Annotated in this window: 21 protein-coding genes; 10 read left to right on the forward strand and 11 right to left on the reverse strand. The window is 72.6% G+C overall.

Annotated elements, in window-relative coordinates:
* Window positions 1-140: 140 nt before the first annotated feature.
* Window positions 141-2,654 (forward strand): DEAD/DEAH box helicase, encoded by a 2,514-nt coding sequence (locus tag SAM23877_RS05610; RefSeq protein ID WP_053127492.1) that lies wholly within the window; start codon window positions 141-143, stop codon window positions 2,652-2,654.
* Window positions 2,655-2,673: 19 nt separating this feature from the next.
* Window positions 2,674-3,540 carry an acyl-CoA thioesterase gene (locus tag SAM23877_RS05615; RefSeq protein WP_053127494.1) on the forward strand — a complete coding sequence of 289 codons (867 nt, stop codon included), beginning with the start codon at window positions 2,674-2,676 and terminating at the stop codon, window positions 3,538-3,540.
* Window position 3,541: 1 nt separating this feature from the next.
* On the opposite strand, the gene SAM23877_RS05620 is transcribed toward SAM23877_RS05615, so the two are convergent.
* Entirely contained in the window at window positions 3,542-4,570 is a 1,029-nt protein-coding gene (locus SAM23877_RS05620) for a DUF6397 family protein (protein WP_053127496.1), read from the reverse strand.
* Between the two features lie 137 nt (window positions 4,571-4,707).
* Window positions 4,708-5,121: a roadblock/LC7 domain-containing protein gene (locus SAM23877_RS05625; RefSeq protein ID WP_053127498.1), complete on the reverse strand. Its 414-nt coding sequence runs from the start codon at window positions 5,119-5,121 to the stop codon at window positions 4,708-4,710.
* A gap of 106 nt (window positions 5,122-5,227) precedes the next feature.
* Here SAM23877_RS05625 and SAM23877_RS05630 point away from each other — a divergent pair, with 106 nt between their 5' ends.
* The gene (locus tag SAM23877_RS05630; RefSeq protein ID WP_053127500.1) at window positions 5,228-5,656 is read left to right on the forward strand and encodes a PPOX class F420-dependent oxidoreductase; all 429 of its coding nucleotides are present in this window, start codon (window positions 5,228-5,230) and stop codon (window positions 5,654-5,656) included.
* Window positions 5,657-5,684: 28 nt separating this feature from the next.
* Here the strand turns inward: SAM23877_RS05630 and SAM23877_RS05635 are convergent, their stop codons facing one another.
* From SAM23877_RS05635 to SAM23877_RS05655, 5 genes are all read right to left on the reverse strand, one after another.
* Window positions 5,685-6,290, reverse strand: coding sequence for a GTP-binding protein (locus SAM23877_RS05635; protein ID WP_053127502.1), 606 nt, complete (start codon window positions 6,288-6,290; stop codon window positions 5,685-5,687).
* 63 nt (window positions 6,291-6,353) lie between these two features.
* Window positions 6,354-6,767, reverse strand: coding sequence for a DUF742 domain-containing protein (locus SAM23877_RS05640; RefSeq protein WP_053127503.1), 414 nt, complete (start codon window positions 6,765-6,767; stop codon window positions 6,354-6,356).
* Between the two features lie 17 nt (window positions 6,768-6,784).
* A complete protein-coding gene (locus SAM23877_RS05645; RefSeq protein ID WP_053127505.1) occupies window positions 6,785-7,222 on the reverse strand; it encodes a roadblock/LC7 domain-containing protein in 438 nt (145 codons plus the stop codon).
* A complete protein-coding gene (locus SAM23877_RS05650; protein WP_053142192.1) occupies window positions 7,219-9,777 on the reverse strand; it encodes a sensor histidine kinase in 2,559 nt (852 codons plus the stop codon). The genes SAM23877_RS05645 and SAM23877_RS05650 overlap by 4 nt, the downstream gene beginning before the upstream one ends.
* 68 nt (window positions 9,778-9,845) lie before the next feature.
* Window positions 9,846-10,619 (reverse strand): MHYT domain-containing protein, encoded by a 774-nt coding sequence (locus tag SAM23877_RS05655; protein WP_053127507.1) that lies wholly within the window; start codon window positions 10,617-10,619, stop codon window positions 9,846-9,848.
* Between the two features lie 152 nt (window positions 10,620-10,771).
* Here SAM23877_RS05655 and SAM23877_RS05660 point away from each other — a divergent pair, with 152 nt between their 5' ends.
* Window positions 10,772-11,371 (forward strand): class I SAM-dependent methyltransferase, encoded by a 600-nt coding sequence (locus SAM23877_RS05660; protein WP_053127509.1) that lies wholly within the window; start codon window positions 10,772-10,774, stop codon window positions 11,369-11,371.
* Between the two features lie 4 nt (window positions 11,372-11,375).
* Here SAM23877_RS05660 and SAM23877_RS05665 read toward each other — a convergent pair whose 3' ends face one another.
* Window positions 11,376-12,131 carry an alpha/beta fold hydrolase gene (locus SAM23877_RS05665; RefSeq protein ID WP_053127511.1) on the reverse strand — a complete coding sequence of 252 codons (756 nt, stop codon included), beginning with the start codon at window positions 12,129-12,131 and terminating at the stop codon, window positions 11,376-11,378.
* 125 nt (window positions 12,132-12,256) lie between these two features.
* Between SAM23877_RS05665 and SAM23877_RS05670 the strand changes: the two genes are divergently transcribed.
* On the forward strand, window positions 12,257-12,781 hold the full coding sequence (locus SAM23877_RS05670; RefSeq protein WP_053127514.1) for a PadR family transcriptional regulator: 525 nt from the start codon (window positions 12,257-12,259) through the stop codon (window positions 12,779-12,781).
* Here the strand turns inward: SAM23877_RS05670 and SAM23877_RS05675 are convergent.
* Complete coding sequence (locus tag SAM23877_RS05675) at window positions 12,767-13,663, reverse strand: oxygenase MpaB family protein (RefSeq protein WP_053127515.1); 897 nt, start codon at window positions 13,661-13,663, stop codon at window positions 12,767-12,769. The genes SAM23877_RS05670 and SAM23877_RS05675 overlap by 15 nt on opposite strands.
* Window positions 13,664-13,762: 99 nt before the next feature.
* Here SAM23877_RS05675 and SAM23877_RS05680 point away from each other — a divergent pair, with 99 nt between their 5' ends.
* The 3 genes from SAM23877_RS05680 (at window position 13,763) to SAM23877_RS05690 (ending at window position 16,766) form a co-directional block, all read left to right on the forward strand.
* Window positions 13,763-14,059 (forward strand): hypothetical protein, encoded by a 297-nt coding sequence (locus tag SAM23877_RS05680; protein WP_174532195.1) that lies wholly within the window; start codon window positions 13,763-13,765, stop codon window positions 14,057-14,059.
* A gap of 139 nt (window positions 14,060-14,198) precedes the next feature.
* Window positions 14,199-15,209, forward strand: a complete 1,011-nt coding sequence (locus SAM23877_RS05685; RefSeq protein ID WP_053127518.1) for a hypothetical protein — start codon at window positions 14,199-14,201, stop codon at window positions 15,207-15,209.
* 162 nt (window positions 15,210-15,371) lie between these two features.
* Window positions 15,372-16,766, forward strand: coding sequence for a tannase/feruloyl esterase family alpha/beta hydrolase (locus SAM23877_RS05690; protein WP_053127520.1), 1,395 nt, complete (start codon window positions 15,372-15,374; stop codon window positions 16,764-16,766).
* 4 nt (window positions 16,767-16,770) lie between these two features.
* Here the strand turns inward: SAM23877_RS05690 and SAM23877_RS05695 are convergent, their stop codons facing one another.
* On the reverse strand, window positions 16,771-16,953 hold the full coding sequence (locus tag SAM23877_RS05695; protein ID WP_053127522.1) for a hypothetical protein: 183 nt from the start codon (window positions 16,951-16,953) through the stop codon (window positions 16,771-16,773).
* A 303-nt stretch (window positions 16,954-17,256) separates the two neighbouring features.
* Between SAM23877_RS05695 and SAM23877_RS05700 the strand changes: the two genes are divergently transcribed.
* Entirely contained in the window at window positions 17,257-20,178 is a 2,922-nt protein-coding gene (locus SAM23877_RS05700) for a DEAD/DEAH box helicase (RefSeq protein ID WP_079030040.1), read from the forward strand.
* On the forward strand, window positions 20,175-21,461 hold the full coding sequence (locus SAM23877_RS05705) for an SWIM zinc finger family protein (protein WP_053127525.1): 1,287 nt from the start codon (window positions 20,175-20,177) through the stop codon (window positions 21,459-21,461). The genes SAM23877_RS05700 and SAM23877_RS05705 overlap by 4 nt, the downstream gene beginning before the upstream one ends.
* Before the next feature lie 203 nt (window positions 21,462-21,664).
* Here SAM23877_RS05705 and xylA read toward each other — a convergent pair whose 3' ends face one another.
* Window positions 21,665-22,828 carry a xylose isomerase gene (gene xylA / locus SAM23877_RS05710; protein ID WP_053127527.1) on the reverse strand — a complete coding sequence of 388 codons (1,164 nt, stop codon included), beginning with the start codon at window positions 22,826-22,828 and terminating at the stop codon, window positions 21,665-21,667.
* Window positions 22,829-22,866 lie beyond the last annotated feature (38 nt).

Raw genomic sequence — 22,866 nt, forward strand, 5'->3', positions numbered from 1 at the left:
TTGCCCGCCCCATTCCTCGTGTGCCGCTGTGCAGTTGTCCAGGTCCGCTGCTGCCTCGTCGGCGACCCAGCGTAGCGTTCGTGATCTTCACGCGGACAGCCGATTCCCCCATCGCGACCGAGGCCAGGCAAGATGGGGGCGTGACCCTCATCGATCAGCTGCCGCGGACCGCCGACCCCGATGCCCTGTACGAAGCCTTCGAGGCGTGGGCGCAGGAGCGCGGTCTCACGCTCTACCCCCATCAGGAGGAGGCGCTGATCGAGGCGGTCTCCGGCGCGAACGTGATCGTGTCGACGCCCACCGGGTCCGGCAAGAGCATGATCGCGGCGGGCGCCCACTTCGCCGCGCTGGCCCGGGACGAGGTCACCTTCTACACGGCTCCGATCAAGGCACTGGTGTCGGAGAAGTTCTTCGAGCTGTGCAAGATCTTCGGCACCGAGAACGTCGGCATGCTGACCGGTGACGCCTCCGTGAACGCGGACGCCCCGGTCATCTGCTGCACCGCCGAGGTGCTGGCGTCGATCGCGCTGCGTGACGGCAAGCACGCGGACATCGGCCAGGTCGTCATGGACGAGTTCCACTTCTACGCGGAGCCGGATCGCGGCTGGGCCTGGCAGATTCCCCTGCTGGAACTGCCGCAGGCCCAGTTCGTCCTGATGTCGGCCACGCTCGGTGACGTCTCCTTCTTCGAGAAGGACCTCGCACGCCGCACCGGCCGTCCCACGGCGGTGGTCCGCTCGGCCACCCGGCCGGTGCCGCTCTCCTACGAGTACCGCTACACGCCCCTCACCGAGACGCTCACCGATCTGCTGACCGCACGGCAGGCCCCCGTCTACATCGTGCACTTCACGCAGGCGCAGGCCGTGGAGCGGGCGCAGGCACTGATGAGCATCAACATGTGCACGCGTGAGGAGAAGGACCGGATCGCCGAGCTGATCGGCAACTTCCGCTTCACCACGAAGTTCGGCCGCAACCTCTCCCGCTACGTCCGGCACGGCATCGGCGTCCATCACGCGGGCATGCTGCCCAAGTACCGGCGGCTGGTGGAGAAGCTGGCGCAGGCCGGCCTGCTGAAGGTGATCTGCGGGACGGACACGCTCGGGGTCGGCGTCAACGTCCCCATCCGTACGGTGCTGTTCACCGCTCTGACCAAGTACGACGGCAGCCGGGTGCGCACGCTGCGGGCCCGCGAGTTCCACCAGATCGCCGGCCGGGCCGGGCGCGCCGGCTTCGACACGGAGGGCTTCGTCGTCGCCCAGGCGCCCGAGCACGTCGTCGAGAACGAGAAGGCGCTCGCCAAGGCGGGTGACGACCCGAAGAAGCGGCGGAAGGTCGTTCGGAAGAAGGCTCCCGAGGGCTTCGTGGCCTGGTCGGAGAGCACGTTCGACAAGCTCATCGTCTCGGAGCCGGAGCCGCTGACGTCCCGCTTCCGGGTCACCCACACCATGCTGTTGTCGGTGATCGCCCGGCCCGGTGACGCGTTCGCGGCGATGCGGCACCTGCTGGAGGACAACCACGAGCCGCGCAAGCAGCAACTGCGGCACATCCGGCGGGCGATCGCCATCTACCGCTCGCTGCTGGACGGCGGCATCGTCGAGAAGCTCGACCGGCCGGACGCCGACGGGCGCGTCGTCCGTCTCACGGTGGACCTGCAGCACGACTTCGCGCTGAACCAGCCGCTGTCCACGTTCGCCCTGGCCGCGTTCGAGCTGCTGGACCCGGAGTCGCCGTCGTACGCGCTGGACATGGTGTCCGTCGTGGAGTCCACTCTGGACGATCCGCGGCAGATCCTCGCCGCCCAGCAGAACAAGGCGCGCGGTGAGGCCGTGGCCGCGATGAAGGCGGACGGTGTCGAGTACGAGGAGCGCATGGAGCGCCTCCAGGACATCACGTACCCGAAGCCTCTGGAGGAGCTGCTCTTCCACGCGTACGACACGTACCGCAGGAGCCACCCGTGGGTCGGTGACCATCCGCTGTCGCCCAAGTCCGTCATCCGCGACATGTACGAGCGGGCGCTGACCTTCACGGAGCTGGTCTCCCACTACGAGCTGGCCCGTACCGAGGGCATCGTGCTGCGCTACCTCGCGAGCGCGTACAAGGCACTGGACCACACCGTCCCGGACGACCTGAAGTCCGACGACCTGCAGGATCTGATCGAGTGGCTCGGCGAGATGGTGCGCCAGGTCGACTCCAGTCTGCTGGACGAGTGGGAGCAGCTCGCCAACCCGGAGGAGATGACCGCCGAGGAGGCGCAGGAGAAGGCCGACCAGGTGCGGCCGGTCACCGCCAACGCCCGCGCCTTCCGTGTCCTGGTCCGCAACGCGATGTTCCGCCGTGTCGAGCTCGCCGCCCTCGACCAGGTCGAGCAGTTGGGCGAGATGGACGGCGACGCCGGCTGGGACGCCGACGCGTGGGGCGAGGCCATGGACAAGTACTGGGACGAGTACGAGGACCTCGGCACCGGTCCCGACGCCCGCGGTCCCAAGCTGCTGGTGATCGAGGAGGAGCCGCAGAACGGCCTGTGGCGAGTCCGGCAGATTTTCGACGACCCGAACGACGACCACGACTGGGGCATCAGCGCGCAGGTCGACCTCACGGCCTCCGACGCGGAGGGCCGGGCGGTCGTCCGCGTCACCGATGTCGGCCAGCTGTGAGCACAGGAGAATCCCACCCATGACGAATCCGGCCGAGAGCCTCGTGTCCCTGCTCGACCTGGAGCAGATCGAGGTCAACATCTTCCGCGGCCGCAGCCCGGAAGAGTCGCTGCAGCGGGTCTTCGGCGGCCAGGTCGCCGGCCAGGCACTGGTCGCCGCGGGACGCACCACGGACGGGGAGCGCCCGGTGCACTCGCTCCACGCGTACTTCCTGCGCCCCGGGCGCCCGGGCGTGCCGATCGTGTACCAGGTCGAACGGGACCGGGACGGCCGGTCCTTCACGACGCGCCGGGTCACCGCCGTGCAGCAGGGCCGCACGATCTTCACGCTCACCGCCTCCTTCCACAAGCCTGAACAGGGGAGTTTCGAGCACCAGCTGCCGCCGGCCCGCAAGGTTCCGGATCCCGAGTCCCTGCCGACGGTCACGGACGAGGTGCGGGAGCACCTGGGGGCGCTGCCCGAGCAGTTCGAGCGGATGGCCCGCCGCCAGCCCTTCGACATCCGCTACGTGGACCGGTTGCGCTGGAGCGCCGAGGAGGTCGAGGAGGCCGAGCCGCGCAGCGCCGTGTGGATGCGCGCGGTCGGGCCGCTCGGTGACGACCCGCTCGTGCACACCTGCGCCCTGACCTACGCCAGCGACATGACGCTTCTGGACGCCGTACGCCTCCCGGTGGAGCCTCTGTGGGGGCCGCGGGGCTTCGACATGGCGTCGCTGGACCACGCCATGTGGTTCCACCGGCCGTTCCGTGCGGACGAGTGGTTCCTGTACGACCAGGAGTCACCCATCGCGACCGGCGGGCGGGGTCTGGCCCGGGGCCGGATCTACGACACGCAGGGGCGCATGCTGGTGTCCGTCGTCCAGGAAGGGCTCTTCCGGGCGCTGTAGGTCACGGGTCTCTGCGCCACAGCCTGCCGAACAGACCGCGAATCCGTCCGCGCGCCTCGGTCTTCGGCGGGCGCGGCGCGAGGCCGGGCGGGGTCGACGCCGACCGCGCCGGGTGAAGGTCCGGGTGCGGCACTCGACGCTGCGGGTGCCGCTCCTTCGGTGCCGGGTGGTGCTCCTTCGGTGCCGGGTGGTGCTCGGCCCCCCTCGGGACCGGGCGTGGGGCCGGACGCTGCCTGCGAGCGGCGTCCACCGCGCCCGCCAGGTCCGCGCGGAGCCAGTCGATCTCGTCCGGGTCGGCCGCCGTCATGATCTCCTCGGCGAGCTGCGCGGACGGGGAGCCGGGGACTCCGTGGGACGGCTGGGTCGGGCGGAACCGCAGCAGGTGGGACCGTTCACAGGGGTCCCTGACGACTTCCGAGACCTCGACCGGGTCGAGCAGCGACGCCACGGCCGCCGCCCGGGACCACGGGTCGTCGTCGGCCCGGCGGAGCAGGAATCCCAGGTGCCGGCCCCGCCAGTTGCGGGGGCGCAGGTCCAGGCCCTCCGTCAGCTGGTCCCGCAGCCCCTCCGGGGTGCGGCCCTTCAGGAGCGCGGCGTTCCTCTCGTCGGACGCGAACTGCCGCAGCTCGTCGGCCAGATAGAGCCAGACGACGGCGCGGTACCGGTTGATGTAGAACGACACGGGCACCAAGAGGCCCAGCCGGGCGAGACGGGTGAACCGGGCCCTGGTCACTTCCATGAGAGCCGCGCCCTCCGCGGTCCCGACGGAGCGGACGCTCTCCCGCAGCACCTCGGGGAAGCCCTGTTGCGCCCGGATCCGCTCGATCTCGTCCCGGGCCACGCGCCGGCCGCCCCCTCCCCCGTCGTCGGGCAGCGTGCGGATGCGGCCGAGGTGCACCGCGAGAGTGAACTCGCTGCGCTTGAGACCGAGTTCGCGTGCCGCCCGGCTCGGCGCCACAGACGTGCCGCGGGTGGTGCCGACCGGGTCTGCGGAGGTCGTCGTCTCGTGTGTGAGGGTGTTGCCGGACATGCTCGTCTCCCCCGTGGAGTGTGCGGCCTGCGCTGTCCGCGCCCGCCTGACACAAAACCGTAGCCGCTGCCGCGACCTCCGCGACGGGCCTGTGGAAAACTCTCCGGCCGACCGCCCCCGAGCATGGAAGGTCCAGGTCAGAGCTCTGTCGGCGATATACGCCCCGGCTGTCGCGCGTCCACGTCGAGATGCTCGCCGACCCGGTTCACGAGCAGCGTCATCTCGTAGGCGATCTGCCCGATGTCGGCTTCGGCGCCGCTGAGCACGCACAGGCAACTGCCCGCCCCGGCGGCGGTGACGAACAGAACGGCGTCGTCGAACTCGACCATCGTCTGCTGTACCTGCCCGGCGCCGAAGTGGCGGCCCGAGCCCTTGGCCAGGCTGTGCAGTCCGGACGAGACGGCGGCGAGGTGCTCGGCGTCCTCCCGCCGCAGGCCCGTACTCGCTCCGGTCACCAGCCCGTCGTTGGACAGCACCAACGCGTGCCGGACGTGTTCCACACGGCCGGTCAGGTCGTCCAGCAGCCAGCCGAGTCCCTGGTTCTGCACCATGGTCCGAACTCCCCGTGTTGTCCCCGTTTGCATGGTCTCCCCCTGGCCGGAGGATCTGCCCGCCAGCCTTCACCACGCCCGTGCTCCGGGCAAGGAGGATGGGGGCATGGCAGAGAAGATGACCGATGAGGAATGGCGGGCGTTCGTCTCGGACGGCACCCGCACCGCGAAGCTGTCGACCGTCCGGGCGGACGGCAGCCCGCACGTGGCACCGATCTGGTTCCTGCTCGACGGGGACGAGGTGGTGTTCAACACCGGCAAGGACACGGTCAAGGGCCGCAACCTGGTCCGTGACGGCCGCGTCGCCCTGTGCGTGGACGACGCCCGGCCGCCCTTCGACTTCGTCGTGCTGCAGGGGCGCGCACGGACCTCGGAGGATCCCGCCGACCTTCGGCACTGGGCCGAGCGCATCGGTGCCCGGTACATGGGCGAGGAGCGCGCCGCGGAGTTCGGGGCTCGCAACGGCGTCCCGGGCGAGCTGCTCGTCCGCGTCACCGTGGAGAAGGTCCTGGCGCAGAAGGCCGTGGCGGACTGAGGCCCCTCCGGTCCGACGCGCGGTGCGGTCAGCGTACGGAGTCGAGCAGCCGGGCGGTGTGCATCCGCCCGGCGTACTCGACGAGCCTGATGAGCACCTCTTTCCCCGAGGCGCGGTCCCGGGCGTCGCACAACACCACGGGCGTCCCCCGGTCGAGGTCGAGGGCGCGCAGGACGTCCTCGGCGTCGTAGCGGCGTGCTCCCGTGAAGCGGTTGACCGCCACCACGAACGGGATGCGCCGGTGCTCGAAGTAGTCCACCGCCGGAAAGCAGTCGGCCAGGCGCCGGGTGTCCGCGAGGACGACGGCACCGAGCGCTCCCTGGGCCAGTTCGTCCCACAGGAACCAGAAACGGTCCTGACCCGGTGTGCCGAAGAGGTACAGGGAAAGACCGGAGCGGATGGTGATGCGGCCGAAGTCCATGGCGACGGTCGTGGTGACCTTGCGGTCGACACAGTCCGTGTCGTCCACCAGCAGGCCGACCTCGCTGAGCTGTTCCTCCGTGCGCAGCGGCCGGATCTCGCTGACCGCGCCCACCAGGGTGGTCTTGCCCACGCCGAAGCCTCCGGCGACCAGGATCTTCAACGCCAGCGGGCCCGTGTCGCCGTCCTCGGCGTCGGAGTGCTCGAAGACCATTGCTCACTTCTTCCCGTCCTGATGGTCGTGCACGGTGTTGCCGGTCATGGTTCTCGGCCTCCTCTAGAGGGCTCGTAGCCCGTCGATCACTTCGCGCAGGATCCGTTCGTCGGGCAACTGCGCCGGCGGCACGGGACGGCTGACGGTGACCGAGCCGAGGTCCACCAGGTCGCCGAGGAGCACTCTGACGACGCCCACGGGCAGGTCGGCGTCGGCGGCGAGTTCGGCGACCGACTGGGTCTCCGTGCGGCACAGCTCGATCAGGGTCCGGTGTTCCGGCCCCAGCACGGGGTCGTCGGCGCCCGGTGCGCCAGGGGCACGCGTCACGAGGGCGATCAGGTCGAACCCCACGCCCGTGGGGCCCGGGCGGGTGCGTCCGCCGGTCATCGCGTAGGGACGCACCAGCGGCCCGGCCTCGTTGTCGTACCACTGGCTGCCCGGCCGGTCCCGTCCGTCGCCCGTGGCGTCCTCGGTCATCCGCGCGCCCTCCCGTCTCATCCGCCGGCGGGCGGCCGTGCGGCGGCGCGCGGAGCGGTGCGGAGGTGCTCGCCGACACGTCTCACCAGACGGGCCATCTCATAGGCCACCAGGCCGATGTCCGCGGTCGCGGCGGTGAGGACGGCGAGACAGGAGCCCTCGCCCGCGGCGGCGACGAAGAGGAAGCCGTCGTCCATCTCCACCATGGTCTGGCGCACGCCCCCGGCACCGAAGTGGCGGCCGGCGCCCTTGGCCAGGCTGTGGAAGCCGGAGGCGACCGCCGCCAGGTGTTCGGCGTCCTCGCGTCCGAGACCGGTCGACGCGCCGACGGCGAGGCCGTCGTTCGACAGCACCACGGCGTGTCGTACCTCGCCCACCCGTACGACGAGGTCGTCCAGCAGCCAGTCGAGTTCGCGGGTCCGCCGGGCGGTTCCCGTGCCGGAATCGTGGATCATGCGGGGTCTCCTTCATCGCTGTGGCCGCCGGCCGTGGCATCCCCCGGTGCTCCGCGGCCGGATGTCCGGCCCTCGCCGCGCGACCAGCCGTCCCGGTAGGCCGTCATGCGGTCCCGGACGGCTTCGGGGGTGCGTTCGTCGTCGCGGGGCGGCGGCTGCGCGGGGTCCGCGGTGCGCCTGTCGCGCAGTTGGGGCGCGAGACTGGCCTGCCGGGTGCGCCGGGGGAGGTGCTCGGGTTCCTCCGTCACGGACCGCGGGCCTGGTTCGTCGGTGCTCGCGGGGTCGCCGGGGGAACGGTGCAGTCGCAAGGCGGGGGCTCCTGGGTGCCGAGTCGGTGCGGTCGTTTCCGTTCTGGCCGGTGCGGAGGCCGTCAGGGCGGGCCGGTCGTCCGGTGCCGAGACGGTCTCCTGATGCTCGGCGGGGGCCGGCACGCGCGCGTGGAGGTGCCCCTCGGGCCGGGACGCCTCGTGCGCGGCCCTGGGCGAAGGGGCCGCCGGTCCGCTGTGCAGGAGCGCGGTGGGCAGCAGGACGACGGCGGTGGTGCCGCCGTAGGGCGAGGTCTTGAGGTGGACCTTGATGGCGTGCCGGGCGGCCAGCCGGCTGACCACGAACAGGCCGAGCCGGTCGCTGTCGAACAGGTCGAGTGCCTCGGACCGGGCGATGCGGTGGTTGGCTTCGGCCAGGCTGTCCTTGCCCATGCCGAGCCCGCGGTCCTCGACCTCGATCGCGTAGCCGTTGCCGACGGGCTCGCCGGTGACCCGCACGCGTGTGTGGGGTGGCGAGAACTGGGCGGCGTTCTCGATGATCTCGGCCACGAGGTGGGTGAGGTCGGCGACGGCGGCACCGACGACGGACGCCTCGGGCAGCTGTCGTACCTCCACGCGCGCGTAGTCCTCGACTTCCGAGACGGCCGCGCGGACCACGTCGGTGAGGGAGACCGGCATGCGCCAGGCCCGGCCGGGTGCCGCGCCGGAGAGGATGATCAGGCTCTCGGCGTGGCGCCGCATGCGGGTGGTGAGGTGGTCGAGGCGGAAGAGGTCGCTCAGTTCGTCGGGATCGTCGGACCGGCGCTCCATGGCGTCCAGGAGGCTCAACTGGCGGTGGACGAGGATCTGGCTGCGGCGGGCGAGGTTGACGAAGACTCCGGAGATGCCACTGGCCAGTTCGGCGCGTTCCACCGCAGCCCGCAGGGCGGCACGGTGCACGGTGTCCAGGGCTTCGGCGACCTGACCGGCCTCGTCCTCGGCGGGTGGTCCGGGTGGCGCCTCGGAACGGATGTCGATCTCCTCTCCCGCGCGCAGTCTGCGCATGGCCTCGGGCAGTTTGCGCCTGGCGATCTCCAGGGCGCTGTTGCGCAGGCTGACCAGTTCGACCACGAGGCCGCGGCCGATGCGGACGGAAATGACGAGCGACGCGGCCACGGAGAGCAGGCCGAGGAGGACCGCGGCCCCGGCCGGTGTCAGCAGGCCACGCGTGAACGGGTCGGCCCGGTCGGCGACTTCCCGCCCGGCGTCCCGTTCGATCGTCCGCATCCCGTCGCGCACGCGCGCGTGAGCGCTGTCCCAGGTGGCCCGGAGCGCGGTCTCCTCGATCCCCCGGGCCCGCGCACCGCCCGCGAGCAGCTTGTCCTCGGTCGCCCCCACGGCCGCGTAGGCGCCGCTACCGGCGAGTTCCCGCCAGGCGGCGCGTTCGGAGCCCCGCAGGTCGGCGACGGACGAGCCGGTCAGCGTCCGGCGGCGGTCGACGGCTCCGGTGAACAGCCGCAACCGCTCGCCGTCGAGGCCGTCGGCGAGGCGGGCGCCGGCCAGAAGGGCGTCCTCCTGGGCCAGCGCCTCGCCCGCGCGGGCGAACTCGACCAGCACGCGCGCGTCCGATCCCGCATCGGCGTCCTGGACACCGCTCAGCGCGCCGCCCACGGGGAAGGCGGCCGCGATGGTCGTCGTGTACCGGCGGTAGGCCTCCTCCCAGTCCGTGCGGCGGTCGAGGACCGCGGTGCGCAGTGGCCCGAGCCGTTCGGCGCCGACGAGGAAGGCGTCGAGGCGTCGGGCCACCCCGGTGGGCAGGCCCTCGCTGTCGGCGACGGTGTGGCGGTCCCCGAGCCGCAGTTTCCCCACCGCGCGGTCGGTGCGCGCGAAGAGTTCCCGGTAGTCGGCGCTCCGCACCGCCGACGGATCGGTGGTGTGGCGTACGGCGGCGAGCCGTTCGGCCTGCAACGCGGCGACGGCGGCGCTCACGGGGGACCGGACCTGGCCGTCCACACGCTGCACCTGCCGCAGCCGGGCGATGTCCTGGGCGGTGGTGACGGTGGCGTACGCCCACAGGCCGAGGAGGGAGACGACGGGCACCATCAGCAGGCAGACGATTCTGGCGCGCACGGTGCGCGGGCGCAGTCCCCTGCTCCGGGCGCTGATGGGCGCCGGGCCGGGTGTCTCGCTCATGGCGTCCGTCCGGTCCTCGTCGGCCGGCGGTCCGGCGTGCGCGCGACGGCCGCGCACGGCTGGCTTGAGCGGCGGCGTCCCGGCGCCGGCCGCGGCGGTCGTACGGGGTGTGCGCATGGCCTTCTCGCTCGCTAGGAGGTGGGTCGGTGCCTCGGGGCGCCGGACCGTGGTGGCCCGGGGCGCCGTCACCCGGCGGTGCTCCCCACGGGTCGCTGGGCCGAGGCGGAGGCCGCACGCTCCCCCGCCGTCGGCGACAGTGCGACGAAGGCCGCGGTCAGGAAGAGGTAGGACCCGAGGCCGACGGCGAGGGGGAAGACGAACTGCATCGCCGTGGCCCCAGGCAGTGCCTCGCCGGAGGGCGTGACCCGCACGCTCACCGCGAACATGCCGGTGTAGTGCATGCTGCTCACCGCCGCTCCCATGATCAGCGAGGCGAAGGTGACGGCGAGGGGCGAGCTGATGTGGAGCGCCGCCCACAGGGCCGCCGTGGCCGCGGCGACGGCGATGAGGACGGAGAGCCCGACGCGCGACGGGTCGTAGCTCACGTCGCCGTGCAGGCGCACGGCCGCCATGCCCAGGTAGTGCATGCTGGCCACGCCGAGACCCGTGGTGAGCCCACCGAGCAGGAGTGCCCGCCCGCGGTCGCGGCCGTAGCCCACCGCGAAGACGCCGGCGCAGACGACGATCATGGCGACGAGAAGGCTCGTGAGGGTGAGCGGCACGTCGTAGCGGATGTCGGTGCCGTGCACCCGGAAGCCGAGCATGGCGACGAAGTGCATCGTCCAGATGCCCGTGCCAATCGCCGAGGCCGCGGTGAGGAGCCAGTTGCGGCGCGCCCGCCCGGTGGCGGCGAGGGCGCGTACGGTGCAGCGCAGCCCGAGGGCCGCGCCGGTACAGGCCATCGCGTACGACAGCGCGGGGGTCAGCCAGCCGAGGGCGGCGTGGTCCAGGTGTCCCATGGCCCCGGGACGCTAGTCCTGGAAAGGGCGCACAACGGGGGCGCATTTCGAAAGGTGTTGCTAACTGACACAGAGAAGCGCTGGAACGATCGCGTCACGCTCGAACGTGCGCGCTGGAGCGTCATCCCCGCGCTTGAGGGATCATGCGGGGCATGAGCGACGACCACACGCACGTCCAGGAGTTCTTCGGCGCCCGCGCCGCCGACTGGGACAGCCGGTTCCCCGACGACGGGCCCGCCTACGCGGCCGCGGCCGCCCGGCTGGGTCTGCGGGAGGGGGACCGCGTGCTCGACGCGGGGTGCGGTACCGGCCGCGCCCTGCCGTCCTTGCGTGCGGCCGTGGGGCCGTCGGGCCTCGTGGTCGGGGCCGACCTGACACCGGCGATGCTCCAGGCCGCCGTACGGGCCGGGCGGGACCGTGACGGGCGGTTGCTGCTGACCGACGTCGCCGCGCTGCCGCTGCGGTCCGGTTCCCTCGATGCCGTGTTCGCGGCGGGTCTCGTCGCACACCTGCCCGATCCCGCGCGCAGTCTGCGGGAGTTGGCGCGCGTCGTGCGTCCCGGCGGTGTGCTGGCGCTGTTCCACCCGATCGGGAGGGCGGCGCTCGCTGCACGGCAGGGGCGGCAGATCACACCGGACGACCTGCGCGCCGAGCCCCGTCTCCGCCCCTTGCTGGCGGATTCCGGGTGGCGCATGACGTCGTACGTCGACGAGGACGACCGCTTCCTGGCGCTGGCCGTGCGCGAGGACTGACCGCTCAGCTCCGGCCCGCGACCTCGGCCGCGAAGACGTCGGGCCGGTCGAGCATCACGTTGTGTCCGGCCCCCGGCACGGTCACCACGCGCACGCCCGCGTCCTCCAGCGCCTGGCGGCCCGCCACTTCTCCGCTGAGTTCGCCCTGGAGGTACACCCGGTCGACCGGCAGCCCTTCGAGAAGGGCGCGCATCACGGGTTGCGATCCCCGGCGCAGCCCGACGGCGGAGCGGTGCAGGGCCCGGGGGTCGGCCAGCCGCATCGTCGCCGCCCACGGCGGTCCGACGTGCTCCAGTACGCGCGCGAAGCCGCGGTCGACGAAGTCGTCCTCCTCGTAGGCGGCGATGCCGCTGCTGCCCGCGGTCGGTGGCGGGCAGGCGTCGAGATTGGCCTCCGTGAGGACCAGGCGGGAGACCAGCTCGGGCCGCCGGTGGGCGAGGACGACGGCGACGGCGCCCCCCATGCTGTGGGCGATCAGCTCGGCTCCGGACAGTCCCGCCTCGTCCAGCGCGGCGGCCAGCGCGTCGGCGTGGTCGTCGAGGGTGTAGCCGAAGCGCTCGGGCCGGTCGCTGATGCCGTGACCGGGCAGATCCACGAAGAGGCTGCGCCGTCCCGCCAGTTCCGGGCGCGCCGCGATGTGCGCGTGGTACACGGACGAGATCGAACCGAGACCGTGCACGTACACCCGCGCGGGTTCCTCCCCCGGCGTCTCCGTCCAGCGGATGCGGCTTCCCTCGCCGTCGAACCGTGCCTCTCTCATTCCGTCCTCCCTCGATGGGCCGCAACTGTCGCCGCGCTCCCGAGGAGAATACATCGGAACCGATGTATAAGACGGACGGAGTATCGGATGCCCGATGTACAGCGGCCGTACGCGAGAATGCGAGCATGCTGGAGCTCTCCATCCTCGGATTCCTGTACGACGCCCCCCTGCACGGCTACGAGCTGCGCAAACGCATCACCGCCCTGACCGGGCACGTCCGGCCCGTCGCCGAGAGCACGCTCTACCCCGCCATCAAACGCCTGGAAGCGGCGGGCCTCCTCGCGCGCGCCACGCAGCCCGGCGCCGTGGCGGCACCACGTCACGTCCTGACCCTCACCGAGGAGGGACGGCAGGAGCTGCGCCGTCGGCTCGCGGAGCCCACGAAGCGTGACATCACCGACGAGAACCGCTGGTTCACGGTGCTCGCCTTCCTCCGGCACCTGGACGACGCCGGCGCCCAGGCCGCCGTGCTGCGCCGCCGGCTGGCCTTCCTGGAAGAGCCCGCGAGCTTCTTCTACGACGGCGACCGGCCGATGCGCGCCGAGGAACTCGACGACCCCTTCCGGCGTGGTGTTCTGACCATCGCCCGAGCCACGTCCCGGGCCGAACTCGGCTGGCTGCGCGAGACCATCGACTCACTCGACGGGTGACGCGCCGATCTGCCGGACCGGGCAGCCCCGGACCCCGGGGGTGGGGCGAGTGCCCAGCTCCGCCAGCCGGTAGCCGTCCGGGTAGCCCTTGATCTCCCGGTTCTGCCGGGCGTGGTGCGGGGTACGCCTCGGGGGCATCAGGCGGACCGCGCGCCCGCGCAGACGCACCGCGCGGCGCACGATCGCGCGGCTGGCGGCGCTCGGCGGCGTGTACCGGAAGGCACGCAGGAGGGGCTCGTCGAGCAGGGCGAGGGTGCCGGTGCGCAGGAGCGGCGCGAGGGGACCGGGGTACCAGGAGGCCATGAGGTCGAGTGTGCCGTCGGCGACCCGGCGCGCCTCCTCGTCCCAGGCGAAGTGGGCCTCCTCGTAGGCGTCGAGGCAGGCCTCGAACTCCTCGTACGAGGTGGGAAGGTCCTTGATGCCCATGTGCCGCCCCAGCGTGCGGTAGTGGACGACGGAGGCGACGGTCTCGTGGCGCGACAGCCTGCGCCAGCCGTAGGCGTCGATCCAGCGTTTGGGCACCACCACGAAGGTGCACAGGACGTACCGCATGTCGTCGTTGGTGATGTCGTAGGCGCGGTGCATCTGGTTGATGCGCCGGATGGCCGTGCGGCCCTGCTCGCTGCCGAAGCCGTGCTCGACGACGGCGTCGAGCAGCAGCGCCGTGTCGTCGTACCGCTTCTGCGCCCGGTCCGTGAACTCCGTGGTCCGCGCCAGCAGTCGGCCGATGCTCGGAACGGCGTAGGTGCGGTACAGCGCCAGCTCGAGAGCACGGGCGAAGTCCCACGGGAACTCGTAGGCCGAGGCCAGCCGATAGATCTCCGAGGCCTCCTCGTAAGGGTCCATCCGCCGGATCTGCCGCAGCCGCTCGAAGCGCTTCACAGTCCTCGTCCCCTCCTGCCGTAGGAGGTTCAACTCTACGTCGATGGGGAGGAGATGGACGGTCACCGGTCACGGCACTCGGCAGGGGAGGTGGTCCGCTTGTTCGGCAGGATCCGCGGGACCTGGGGCAGATCTCGCGCCGCCCGGCGCGCTGAGAGGAAGGACGGAGGGGAGCCGCGTGCACACAATCTCTTCGAGGCTGCCGCCGCCTACGTCTCGGCATCCGCGGAGGACGACCAGGAGGGCATCGACGAGGCGGCGGGCTGGGTGTCGCCGGAGGCCCTGTCGTTCGGGGTGAACGAGCTGGCCTGCCGGGCCGTGATCGCGCTCGCGCGGGAGCGCGGCGAGTCGCCGAGGGACGTGGCCCGGGCCCTTCTGGGGCTGCCCGCGACCTGACCCGACCGTCCGGGACAGGTGGTCGATTCGCCCCCGTCCAGCCGGAAAGCTGCAGCTCGGGTGCGTCTGGGAGTCGTGACAAGGGCTTCCCGGTCGCACTAGGGTGCGCGCCATTGGACCAACCGATGGGGAGGCTGGGATGGCCGGGACGGACGAGGACACCGTCGCCGCCGCGGAGGATGCGCTCTACGTGCTCACGGCGGTGCTGCTGACGCCGGCGAAGTTTCCGAGTGTGCTGGGCGACGACTACGTGGAGGCGTGTGCGGCGCTCGGTCTCCCCCCACTGGCCGACGGCTACGGCCTGGTGCTCGGCCAGGACGGTGACGGTGCCCGGTGGACCGTGGTCATCGACGATGCGTCGCTGGTCGCCGTGGCCGTAGCGTCCTGGGACTGCGGGATGGAGTACGACCTGTCGCCGGACGAGCGTACGGTCGTCACCGCGCTGCCCGGCTGGCCCCTCGCGGTCGCCGTGGCGGCCCCCGGCGTGCCCGCGCCGCACGATCCCGGCCCCGAGTCCGCCGACCAGCCCGCGCTGACACCGCCGGACACGGCCGTGTGGGGGCCCGCGCAGCGACGTCTGGGGGCCGACGAGATCGCTTCGCAGTGGGCCCGGTGGCGGGAGCAGATCGACGACGCGGACTTTCCCGCGCCGGACGGCGGGCCCGGCGCGGGCAACGGCGCCCCGGAGAACGGCGCCGACAGGGGCCGGGCCTCCGTCGCCGGCGAAGGGCCGCCGGCCGGCGCCGCGGACCAGGCCGACGCCGCGGACGGAGCCGGCGGCACCGACCGAGCCGGCGACGCGGGCCAGGCCGGCACCACGGATCGAGCCGGCACCTCGGACCAGGGCGATGCCGCGGGTCGGGACGATGCCGGGCTCCCCGGGCACAGCGGTGTCCGGCGCGTGCTCGCGGAGGCCCGCGCCTACATCGACACGCCCCCGCCCCTGGGCCGGGTCCGTTCGTCGTTCGCGACGGGGGACGCGCGGACGCTGCGGGCGGACGGTCCCGGCTGGTCGCTCGTCGCCCGAACCGACGACATCGCCTTCATCCTGCTCGACGAGGAACCCGGCGAGGTTCTGCCGGTGGGACGGGGGCCGTCGCTGCCCGGGCTCCTGGAAGCCCTCGACGAAATGGCGGTACGGCCGAGCTGACCGGGTACCGGAGAGCCCGGCAAAGCCGAAGGGCTGCGCCGGGCCGTCTTCGGCCTCCATGCCCGGCCCTTCCCTCATGTGGTTCCAGCACATGGATACGGCCGCGGCGGGCCCGCACGATGGGGCACCCCTGAGCCCCTCCCGTCGCGCCTGGAGTCCCTGATGCGTCTGCCCCGTGGTGTCCCGTTCCTCGCCGCCGTCCTCACGGCGGTCACGCTCATCGGGCCGGCCCCCGCGGCCGCGACGGCCGCCGAAGGGGGACACTGCTCCCGCCAGGACCGTGTGCGGGTGCCGGGCGCGGCCCTCCAGCGCAGCGCCTGTCTGGACGATCTCACCACCACCGGGCTCGCGGGCACCCCCTACACCGACATGGCCGACCAGGCCGGGCTGACGGCCCTCGGCACCCGGGCTCCGTCCGGTGTTCCCGGCGTCCAGGTCGACGGCTACTTCCCGGACTCCTCCCGCTTCAACGCCACACACGGCTGGCGGCACGACGCGCAGTTCGTGATCCGGCTGCCGGACCACTGGAACGGCGGCCTCGTCGTCACGGGCGCGCCGGGCACGCGCAAGCAGTACGCCACGGACAAGGCGATCTCCGACCGCGTCCTCGCGCAGGGATACGCGTACGCCGCGACCGACAAGGGCAACAGCGGTGCGGACTTCTACCGGGACGGCACACGGCCCGGAGACGCGGTCGCCGAGTGGAACACGCGCACCACGCAGCTCACCCGTGCCGCCCGGCGGGTGGTCGCCCAACGCTACGGACACGCACCGCGTCGCACGTACGTCACCGGCATCTCCAACGGCGGCTACCTCACCCGCTGGCAACTGGAGAACCACCCGGAGCTGTACGACGGCGGCGTGGACTGGGAGGGGGCGCTGTGGACCGCGGACGGCCCCAGCCTGCTCACGTCCCTGCCGGTGACGGTGGCCCGGATGTTCGGCGAAGCGCGGGAGGAGGACCTGTACACGGCGGGCTTCGCACGCGGCTCCGCGTTCCTGTGGCCGTACCACGAGAAGGCCTACTGGGGACTGACCCAGAAGATCTACCGCGCCGAGTTCGACCCGGGCTACGACCCGCGCTGCCCGGGGCCGACCGCCGGGTCCGCGCCGGAGGAGATCCTGGCGCCGTGCCCTTCCGACTCGGCGTACGACTACACGGCACGTCCCGCCTCCGTCCACCGCGCGGTGGCTCGGGTCGCCCTGACCGGACGCGTCACGAAGCCCCTGATCACCCTGCACGGCGATCTCGACGCGCTACTGCCCAAGGCCACCGACTCCGACGTGTACGCCCGCATGATCGACGCGAGCGGGCGTGGGACCTTGCACCGCTACTACACGATCCAGGGCGGCACCCACGTCGACGGGCTGTACGACACCCACCCCGACAAGCTGCGACCGATCCTGCCCTGCTTCCGGTCGGCGTTCGACGCGCTGACGGCGTGGGTGGAGCGGGGCACCCCGCCGCCCGCGGACCACACGGTCGGCATGCCCGCGGACGGCGACGTGGTCGACTCCTGCCCTCTGGAGGAGCCGGCCGCGGGGCGGCGGCGCTAGCGCCTCATCGGCCTATCTCCTTGCGCGTCGCACGGCGCAGCCTGCGCCGCTGCGAGGGGTCCAGGGTGAGGTACGCGGCGGCCGGAACTCCCAGAACGATCAGCAGGGCGGCCCACCAGGGCAGCCAGATCAGCAGGATGAGCCCGACCGCCACACCGCCTGCCGCAACCTTGGCGTTCTTCGACATGATGTCGCCTCCTTCGCGGCCACTGCCGCTCTCTGTCCTGAAAACGGGCCCGGGCTCCCGGCAGTTCCGTACGGCGCCCCTGAGACGTCCCTGAGACCGGACCCCTACGCGACCCTGAGAACCCGTCGGTGTGCCCGCCACCACCGCGTCACCGTCCGGTCGGCGACGACGGGGCGACGGTGACGGGGTGGCCTCGGGGCCCTCACCCGGGCACGTCGTCCGAGATGTCGTCCGGAGCAGCCACTCTCCTCCTCGAAAGTGTCCCAGGCCACACCCGAGGCGCATCCCACAGCCATGGAAAGCATGTATGCTCTGCGATCGCGCCTCCGACTAGTCAAATTTGAGGAATACATCATCGCTGCACGGACCGCTCCCCCGGTTGCACCCTCCGCGTTCTCCGCACTCGCCCACTGCTGTGCCGTCTTCCTGCCCGGTGACCCCGCCCGCACCGGCAGCGTCGCCTTCTGGCTTCCCGACACCGAGGATCCCCCGGCCGTCGCTCCGGATCTGCCCACGGAACGGCTGACGGTCGTGCTGCCCGACGGTGACGGTGTGCGTCCGGTGAGCGTGTCGGCGGTCCTGCTGCCGGTGCGGTCGGCCCTGCCGGTCCTCACGCGCGCGCGTGTCCGCGCGGACGGCCATCGGGCGACGGAGTTCTGGGGCGCGGTCGCCGTGGAGGCACTCCACCTCGTGGCGCGCGGGCTCCTGCTGCCCGGTCTGTCCGCGACCGATCACGAGGCCTGGCGCACGGGCCCGCTGCGCGGCGACGACGCCGAGCGGATCCGGCATCTGGCGGCCGCCATGCCGCCCGAGGCGCACGCGGTACCGATCGACGGCGTCGAACCCCTGCGGCTTCTGGACCCGGAGACGCTGGTGCGCGCCTTCCTGGACGCCGTCGCCGACACCGTGCCCCGCTCCCCCGCCGCCGAGCTGGTGACGGCCGGCCCCGCCTACGCCTCGCGGGAGCCCCGGCGGATGCCCGAACTGCGCGAGTGGGCCGCCGACGTCGCCGCGGGACACGACGCGGGCGTACGCCTGTCACTGCGTGTCGAGGTGCGGGGGCTGTCGGCCTCGGCGCCCCAGGGGGCTCGGCCGACGTTCCGGGCCGTGCCCCAGGTGCACAGCGTGAGCGATCCGGCGCTCGTCGCGGACACCGCCGAGGTGTGGGCCGGGACCGTGGGCGCCGCGTTCGGCACCCGCGCGCGGCTGGACGCCCTGCTCGCGCTGCGCCGTGCCGCCCGGGCCTGGCCCGCGCTCACGCCGCTGCTGTCGGCCGCCGTGCCGGACGCGGTCGAACTCGCCGACGAGGAGGTCACGGAGCTCCTCGGGACCGGGACCCGGGCGCTCGCCGGCGCGGGGGTCGACGTGCACTGGCCGAGGGACCTGGCTCGTGACCTGACCACCCAGGCGGAGATCGGGCCGCCCGAGGACGCGTCGGCACCGCGCACGGCCTCGTCCGACGCCGGCCCGTCGTTCCTGTCCGCCGACGCGCTGCTCGCCTTCGACTGGTCGTTCGCCCTGGGCGGCCAACGGCTCACCCGCGAGGAGCTGGAGCTGCTCGCGGAGGCCAACCGCCCTCTGGTGCGCCTGCGCGACCAGTGGGTCCTCGTCGCCCCGGAGGAGGCGCTCCGCGCCCGTAGCCGCCAGGAGCACAAGGTCACGCCCGTCGACGCGCTCGCCGCGGCCCTCACGGGCTCGACGGAGTTCGACGGACGCCGCGTCGAGGTGCGCCCCACGGGATGGCTGGCCGACCTGCGGGAGCGGCTCGCCGATCCCGAGGGGCAGGACGCCGTGGCCCAGCCCGCGGCGCTCGACGCCACGCTGCGCGACTACCAGCGACGGGGCCTGAACTGGCTGGTCCGCATGACGTCGTTGGGTCTGGGCTGCTGTCTCGCCGACGACATGGGTCTCGGCAAGACCATCACGCTGATCGCGCTGCACCTGCACCGACAGACCGACCCGGCCGCCGCCGGACCCACCCTAGTGGTCTGCCCGACCTCCCTCATGGGCAACTGGCAGCGGGAGATCGAGCGGTTCGCGCCCGGCACGCCCGTGCGCCGGTTCCACGGTGCACGACGTGACCTGGCGGGCCTCCCGGACGGCGCGTTCGTGCTCACCACCTACGGCACCATGCGTCTGGACGCCGAACGGCTGGCCGCCGTGGGGTGGGGCATGGTCGTGGCGGACGAGGCACAACACGTGAAGAACCCGTACTCGGAGACCGCGCGGCAGCTGCGTTCCCTCGGCGCACGCGCACGTGTGGCGCTCACCGGCACCCCGGTGGAGAACAACCTCTCGGAACTGTGGGCGATCCTCGACTGGGCCACCCCGGGTCTGCTGGGGCGGCTCGGTACGTTCCGCAAGCAGTACGCACAAGCCGTCGAGGGGGGCCGGGACCCGGCGGCTGCGGAGCGGCTGGCGCGCCTGGTCCGGCCGTTCCTCCTGCGCCGACGCAAGTCGGACCCGGGGATCGCACCGGAGCTGCCGCCCAAGACGGAGACCGACCACCCGGTGTCGCTGACCGCGGAGCAGACGGGTCTGTACGAGGCGGTGGTGCGCGAGGCACTCGCGGAGATCGCCGGGGCCGACAGCATGGCGCGACGCGGCATGATCGTGAAACTGCTGACGAGCCTCAAGCAGATCTGCAATCACCCGGCCCAGTTCCTCAAGGAGGACCGGCCGCGGATCACCGGCCGCTCGGGAAAACTGGAGCTGCTGGACGAGTTGCTCGACACGATCCTCGCCGAGGAGTCGAGTGTGCTGGTCTTCACGCAGTACGTGCAGATGGCACGCCTCCTCGAACGACACCTAACCGCCCGCGGCGTGTCGTCGCTGTTCCTGCACGGCGGAACGTCCGTCACGGCACGGGAGTCGCTCGTGCGGCGTTTCCAGGACGGTGAGGTCCCCGTGTTCCTGCTGTCGCTGAAGGCGGCGGGCACCGGACTGAACCTCACCCGCGCGGAGCACGTCGTGCACTTCGACCGCTGGTGGAATCCGGCCGTCGAGGCGCAGGCCACCGACCGTGCCTACCGCATCGGCCAGACCCGCCCCGTGCAGGTGCACCGGCTCGTCGCCGAGGGGACCGTCGAGGACCGCATCGCCGCCCTGCTGCACCGCAAGCGGAAACTGGCCGACGCCGTGCTGGGAGCGGGCGAGGCGGCGCTCACGGAGCTGACGGACACGGAACTCGCCGACCTGGTCGAGCTGCGAGGGGGTACGCGATGACACGGTACGACGACGACGCGGAACGGACGTTCGCCGCGCTGCCGCCCGCACAGGGACGGGCCTTCGCCCAGACCTGGTGGGGCCGGTCCTGGCTGAAGGCACTGGAGGACGCGGCGTTGGACACGGCCCAGGTGAAGACGGGCCGTCGGCTCGCGCGCGCGGGAGCCGTCGGGGCGGTGTCCGTGCGGCCGGGCCGCATCACCGCCGTCGTCACGGACCGGGACCGTACGGCGCACCGGGCCGACGTCCTGCTCGAGAAGCTGTCCGACGCCCAGTGGGACCGCTTCGTCGACTTGGCGATCGAGCGATCCGGACATGTCGCGGCGCTGCTGGACCGCGACATGCCGCCGCACCTCGTCGAGGACGCCGCGACCGCGGGGATCGACCTGCTGCCGGGCCTGGGCGACCTGGAGCCGGAGTGCGACTGCGGCGCCTGGGACCACTGCGGACACACCGCCGCGCTCTGCTATCAGGTCGCCCGGCTGCTGGACCAGGACCCCTTCGTGCTGTTGCTGATGCGGGGCCGCGCGGAGAGCACCGTGCTCGACGCCCTTCAGACGCACGGCGGGGCACCCGCGCAGGAGAGCGCCGCACGTCCGGCGGGTGTGGATGCCGCCGAGGCCTACGCGGCGGGTCACGTGCTGCCTCCGCTGCCCGCGCTGCCCGTTCTCCGGGAGGGGCCGGGCGTACCGCCGTCCCTGGAGACCGAGGCGGTGCCACCGGCCGGTGTCGACCCGGTCGCGCTGGCCCATGTGGCCTCACAGGCCGCGGTGGAGGCGCACCGGCTGCTCGCCGAGGCCTTGCGCGGCGAGGCACTGGGCGACGGGCAGGCCCTCCAGGCCGCGTACGCGGAGCCGACCGCCTCGCAGGACGCGGTACGGCTGGCCGCCGGCGACCCCGGACCGGAGGTGTTGCACCGTCTCGGGGAGGGCTCGGGACGCGACGCGGCGGAACTGGCCGTCGCCGTCCGCGCGTGGCGGCTCGGGGGCGCGGCCGCCCTGTCGGTACTCGAGGAGGAGTGGACGCCGGAGGACGAAACGTTCGCACGCGCGCGTGCCGCTCTCGGGGCCGCCTGGGGCGAGGAGGAACGGCCCTCCCTGCGGGCACGGGCCAACCGGTGGACCGCCGTGGGCGCGCCGTATCAGCTCCGGTTGGACCGCGACGGCCGCTGGTGGCCGTACCGGAGGGAGCGGGGTCGTTGGCTCCCGGTGGGCAGCCCGGCCCAGGACCCGGCGACGGCTCTGGCCGCGGCGGCACTTGCGGCGGACGAGGAGACGGCCTGACGTCCGCCCCGGACATCGGGAGGGGCGGGTGACCGAGCGGCTCCGGCCCCGCCCGTGAACAGGGGGGCCGGAGCCGTCTCTCAGCGGACTGACCACTGGGCGACGGTTTGGCGGACGGACCACTGGGTGGACGGACCACTGGGTGGACCGATCACTGGGTGGACCGATCACCGGGTGGAGCGACCGCTGGGTGGAGCGACCGCTCAGCGAGCGCCGAGAAGGTGGTCCATGGCGAGCTGGTCGAGGTGCTCGAAGGCCATGCCGCGGGCGGCGGCCTCGTCCACGTCGAAGGTGTCGTACGCGGTCGGGTCGGCCAGCAGGGCCGCGAGACCGTCCTCGGCGGTCGGTCGGGCCAGCTCGTCCAGTCGCGCCGCGGCGAGCGCCTCCTGCACCTGCGGGTCGGCACGGAAGGCGGCCGCCCGGTCCTTGAGGATGAGGTAGTTGCGCATGCAGCCGGCCGCCGACGCCCACACGCCGTCGAGGTCCTCGGTCCGCGGCGGCTTGAAGTCGAAGTGCCGCGGCCCCGCGTACCCGGCCCGCTCCAGCAGGTCGACCAGCCAGAAAGCGGCCCTCAGGTCACCCGCGCCGAACCGGAGGTCCTGGTCGTACTTGATACCGGACTGGCCGTTGAGGTCGATGTGGAACAGCTTGCCCGCCCACAGCGCCTGTGCGATGCCGTGCGGGAAGTTCAGCCCCGCCATCTGCTCGTGTCCGACCTCCGGGTTCACGCCGTAGAGCTCCGGCCGCTCCAGCCGCTCGATGAACGCCAGCGCGTGTCCCACCGTCGGCAGCAGGATGTCGCCGCGGGGCTCGTTCGGCTTGGGCTCGATCGCGAACTTCAGGTCGTAGCCCTGCTCGGTGACGTACTCGCCCAGCAGGTCGAAGGCCTCCTTCATCCGGTCCAGCGCGTCCCGCACGTCCTTGGCCGCGCCGGATTCCGCACCCTCCCGGCCGCCCCAGGCGACGTACACGCTCGCGCCCAGCTCCACCGCGAGATCGATGTTGCGGATGGTCTTGCGCAGCGCGTACCGGCGCACGTCGCGGTCGTTCGCGGTGAAGGCACCGTCCTTGAACACCGGGTGCGTGAACAGGTTCGTCGTCGCCATCGGCACCTTCATGCCCGTCGCGTCCAACGCCTGCCGGAACCGCTTGACGTGCTCCTCGCGCTCGGTGTCGCTCGACCCGAACGGGATCAGGTCGTCGTCGTGGAACGTGACCCCGTACGCGCCCAGCTCGGCCAGGCGCCGTACCGACTCCGCCGGGTCCAGCGCCCGCCGGGTGGCGTCGCCGAAGGGGTCCCGGCCCTGCCAGCCGACCGTCCACAAACCGAACGTGAACCTGTCCTCGGGAGTGGGCTGGTAGTTCATTCCGCGGCTCCTCACTCGCTGCCGATCACTTGCTGCCG

This window comes from Streptomyces ambofaciens ATCC 23877 (assembly GCF_001267885.1).
Lineage (GTDB): Bacteria > Actinomycetota > Actinomycetes > Streptomycetales > Streptomycetaceae > Streptomyces > Streptomyces ambofaciens.